Origin of the sequence: Roseovarius sp. ZX-A-9 (assembly GCF_028369135.1) — a bacterium.
Taxonomy (GTDB): Bacteria; Pseudomonadota; Alphaproteobacteria; order Rhodobacterales; family Rhodobacteraceae; genus Roseovarius.
The window spans coordinates 1-4,320 of the sequence record NZ_JAPWHW010000057.1 but is presented as its reverse complement, the minus strand read 5'-3'; the positions used below and the strand labels follow the sequence as shown (position 1 = coordinate 4,320).

At 53.8% G+C, this 4,320-nt stretch carries 4 protein-coding genes; 2 read left to right on the top strand and 2 right to left on the bottom strand.

Annotated elements, in window-relative coordinates; genetic code table 11:
• Nucleotides 1-167: 167 nt before the first annotated feature.
• Nucleotides 168-299, top strand: coding sequence for a hypothetical protein (locus tag O3306_RS22340; protein ID WP_272011620.1), 132 nt, complete (start codon nucleotides 168-170; stop codon nucleotides 297-299).
• Between the two features lie 976 nt (nucleotides 300-1,275).
• A complete protein-coding gene (locus O3306_RS22335) occupies nucleotides 1,276-1,821 on the top strand; it encodes a hypothetical protein (RefSeq protein WP_272011618.1) in 546 nt (181 codons plus the stop codon).
• Between the two features lie 603 nt (nucleotides 1,822-2,424).
• Here O3306_RS22335 and O3306_RS22330 read toward each other — a convergent pair.
• Together O3306_RS22330 and O3306_RS22325 are read right to left on the bottom strand one after the other, a co-directional pair.
• Complete coding sequence (locus tag O3306_RS22330; RefSeq protein ID WP_272011616.1) at nucleotides 2,425-3,444, bottom strand: IS110 family transposase; 1,020 nt, start codon at nucleotides 3,442-3,444, stop codon at nucleotides 2,425-2,427.
• Between the two features lie 211 nt (nucleotides 3,445-3,655).
• Complete coding sequence (locus O3306_RS22325) at nucleotides 3,656-4,234, bottom strand: hypothetical protein (RefSeq protein ID WP_272011614.1); 579 nt, start codon at nucleotides 4,232-4,234, stop codon at nucleotides 3,656-3,658.
• Nucleotides 4,235-4,320: the final 86 nt, after the last annotated feature.

Sequence of the window (4,320 nt, the reverse complement as noted above, 5' to 3'; positions counted from 1 at the left end):
GAGCGGCAGATCACTGAAACCGGCTGATCGCCGGACCCGTGCAAGTGGGGAATTTTACTTCGGCACTTCTGGGGAAAATTCAAACGGCGTTGACAGTTCAGGACGCCCTTAAGTCAGGAAGGGAAATTCGAGCCCTCTGGAAAGACTTAAACTCCAGTAAACGGTTCATGGCTGAGATTGAAGGGGCCCACATAGGGGACGTTCCGATAGCAGCCATTCAAGATGCCTTTGAAATCGGTGTGGATGACTGCCGTTCGACCTGCCTCAATCATTTGCTGCCCCGTCAGGGCGACAGCTGACGCAGAAGCGCGCAGCCGGAACGAAAGGAAGGCGTAGGAAGCCGACGGTCGAGCTGAGCCGCCAGAAACACTCAGTCGTCGACCGCAGCCAAACTTACTTTGAACGGGGTTATTGGCGGATATCGAGACAATTTCCCCCTGCTCCAAAAACGAGCGTCATTGAACGATCTTGGACGGCGGAATTACTGGGGGGAGTGACCATTTACTTCCCCAACTGTTGAACCACTTGCGGGATTTCCGCACTGATCTCTAAGTTAGTAGCCAAAGATTAGGGCTGTAAATCCGAAAGCAATTAGCCCGGAGATCCAGGGCCAAAAGTGGGCTACAAGCTGAAACAGAAAAACTAAAATATTTCGGTCAGAATTTGCCCGAATCAAGCTTCGGTATGGTTGAATTTCCACGCCGTTGCGAAGCATCCAATGCTGCAACTTATGAGCTGCGGCCTTCGAGGCTAAGGTGCCCCTGCTCAGAATTATGTCAATTAAAGCATCCCAAATAAAATAGGGTGCCGCACTTAATATTAATGCCAACACCGCCCAAACCACTATAGCGAAAAAAAATTCCATATCTGTCTTTCAATTTATCCGTTTCACGGCTCATAGGACCTCAAACGCAGGGCTGGTCCGATATTAGATTGTCGCCTGAAAATATTTTCACAAACCAGAGACTGTTGAACGGCTCAGTGAGTCGGAGATTGAAGCAACTGCAGCGAATGTCAACAAAGTCAGCCCTATTCGGACGTTTGACTGGACGGCGGCGATGGATGCCACGACGCCGCGCTGTGTCAGGTTCGGCATCACGCTTTGCAATCGAGAAGGCGACCTTCCTTCCGTCGCCTTCTAGAGGGGGTGGGTCATATCATTGACTGTCCTGCCTCGGCTAACAATGGGGGAGTATCCAAGACAATGCTGGCAATGCAGAGCCGGCGCATACATACTGAACTCGATGCTAACTGTTTAGGAAACGATCAAGAAAGATGGCGAGTAGATTTGATAGCTCTTCCGACATCCTGTCTGGCCTGAAAGACGACATTCTTTGGCTTTTGATATTGATCTACAGCTTTAAGGTGAGGGCCAGGCTGGAGGGACTTGGGCAATGGTCGCGAGAGCATATGTCGATTGAGTTCATGCTGCTGGATAGCGCTGTCCGCGATATCGTGATGCGACTGACCGCGCTGGACGATGACTTGAAAAATAACCGGTCATTCCAAACGCTGCTCAAGGCCTTAAACCGGGAAAACTTACTCGAACAAAAGCGCTCTAAGGCGCTCAACGAGAAGGTAAAAAAATACCGAGACGCGGTCAACAAGTTGAAGGTAGAACACAGAAACCAATACATATCCCACGTGAATACCGACGCGTCTGTCTTACCTCGTGTCATTGATCGACCGGTCAGGTTTTACGAAGCTGCCTCTTTGGCTGTAAACCTCATGGATGATTTGGCGGGCAGAACACTTCAATACCATTTTAAAATGGGTAGTAACGAGTCAATCGATCTCCGCGATGCGCTCCAGGCGGAGTGATAAGGGCGTCCGCCACTTCAGTATCCAGTATTCCATCAAGAGCACGCCGGAGACATTTTTTCGATTAAAGTTACAAGCTGATCGGTAAACGCGGTAGTTTCGAGCTTGCCGCCATCCAACTCCGCCGTCCGTGTTTGGGCGCCGGGGTGCGAACCATCGCCCGCAAGCGGCACGCCGATCTGCAGGACGTGGGTATCGTCGATGCTGGCGCTACGGTGCCAGTGACGTTAACCCGGCCCCGCTGAACGATCCAACTGCAGTAGAAGCCAACGTAAATGCTGCGTGCGCAAACGGCAGCTTCGTCCCAACAGCCGACCTTCATCCTCCGAAAGTGCTGCGCCATCGACGAATGGCCTGTGTGGATAGCTCCTGCATAGCAAGACATTTATGAAACTGATTTGCACTGGTCAGAAGCAGACGTGTGTCCGGCCTGTTTGCGCGGCACACGCGGCCGCTGGCCTTGATGGTTTCCGCAAACCAAGTCCCAAACCGGTCTACGGACAAGTGATGTCCCTGACATTCGACGGGGTTTCTCGGCTGACGGGCTGACTGTGCTCCATCATTTCAATGGTCTTGCTGTCTCGAGTGTTTTTCCTCCTCAAGTTATGCGTTGTGCGGCCTGTAGTATTCGTTCTTGTTCAAGACAGCCCAAACGATCCGCGCTGTCTTGTTTGCCATTGCCACTGTGGCAAGACGGACCGGCTTGCGCTCAAGCAACGCTCGTGTCCACGGATCTACGCGTTCCGGATGTGTTTTGGCCTGTCTCAATCTCGAAGTCATTCCTGTGACCAGCAATCGTCTGATATATCGGTCCCCCATCTTTGTTATGCGTCCAAGCTTTTCCTTGCCACCACTTGAGCGGTTAAGTGGGGTCAGACCCAGCCAGGCCGCAAATTCGCGACCGTTCCTGAACTGGCTGGCATCGCCTGCTGTTGCGACAATTGCCGACGCGGTCACCGGGCCAACGCCCGGGATCGTGCGTAGCAACATCACGCGCGGGTCTTGCCTGGCCTGAAGCCGCATGCGCATCTCGTACCAACGGACGCGAAGGTGCAAAGCGACAAGTTGGTTGCTCAGATTGGCAAGTACATCGATTGCTACATCTGGAATGCCTGGCTTGTCGCCATCCAGAACGCCCTTTGCGAACTTGATCGCGCTGCCAACTCCTTGTGCAATCACGATACCGAATTCAGACAATAAGCCTCGCAGCATGTTGCTCAGCTGGGTTCGTTGCCTGTCGATCAGATCGCGGGCGCGGTGGAGAAACAAGACGCCTTGCTGCTCTTCAGATTTTATTGCGACAAAGCGCATTGTCGGTCGCGTCACCGCTTCGCAGATGGCTGCAGCATCAACCGCATCGGACTTGCCCCGCTTCACATAAGGTTTCACATACATCGCTGGTATCAGACGCACATCATGGCCCAGCTTGCCCAGTTGCCGAGCCCAGTGGTGGCTGGAACCGCAAGCTTCCATTCCGACCAGGCAGGGTGGAAGCTTCCCAAAGAATGCGAGCAATTGCGCTCGTCGCAGAGCTTGGTTGAAAACAACATCGCCATTCTCGCTGATGCCGTGGACCTGAAAGATGTTTTTGGCCAAATCGAGGCCGACTGTTGTAACCTGCATGGGGTAGCTCCTCTCATAAGCAATCTATAACAACTGCAGTATGGCGCATTGCGACGCCGGGTGGAGCAGGAGCTATCCACCCCATCCGGTCTGGTGAAGCTGCGGCGCGGCATCGGCGTGGTGGGTGGAAGGCGGCTCTGGGCCGATCTTTGCCGCAACATACCTCTTAGGCGGGAGGCTTTGCACAGGTCACTATCTGGAGACTCCCCCATCAGTTGTCTCCTGAATTCACACGAAGGCCTCCGAGGATGCCAAGCATCAACTCGCGGCTTTCTGCTGGTTCAAGCCGCGAATTGGTGTATTTCACCGAGATCATCAAAGGCTCGGAAACAGAACCGGCTTTGCCGAAATACGCGGCATCATACCAGTGGCCCTTTTGCTTTCCGTCATCGAAAGTGGTTGTAGCCAAGCCAACATCGCCGCCCATAAGGCGCAGTTTTTCCGATGATACCTTTACCCCTGGCAACGTTGAGATGTCAGATTGCGGCGCGAGGGGACGATCAGATGCCCCGCTTTCGTCCGCTACCATGAATTGCAGGTTCAGATTGTGGTCACTGCGTGCGCGCCTGACGCCGCGACTGCCTGGCGGGTCGAGTTCCGCCAATGAGGCAAAGAAGCTGGCGTTTCCCTCAGGCGGTGGACCTGCAAAGAACAGGCCATCATAACAATAGCCCTGTTTTGCGCCGCGATCTGCCATTGGCAGCGGGGTGGTTCTGGAATGGAACGCCCAGAGCCGCCGGTCATTGCCGCCCTCTGCGATCCGGCTTTTTGACGCGCCCGCACGGGTCAAAGCAATTTGTGCGGATTTCGGAAATACCGGACAGCGATTACGCTAATTCCCGGACAGCCGTTTCAGTAATTCCCGGACAGCTCGGG

Excerpts from the sequence above, each read along its gene's own strand:
- O3306_RS22335 (WP_272011618.1), top strand. The coding sequence starts at position 1,276 with ATGGCGAGTAGATTTGATAGCTCTTCCGACATCCTGTCTGGCCTGAAA.
- O3306_RS22340 (WP_272011620.1), top strand. The coding sequence starts at position 168 with ATGGCTGAGATTGAAGGGGCCCACATAGGGGACGTTCCGATAGCAGCC.
- O3306_RS22330 (WP_272011616.1), bottom strand. The coding sequence starts at position 3,444 with ATGCAGGTTACAACAGTCGGCCTCGATTTGGCCAAAAACATCTTTCAG.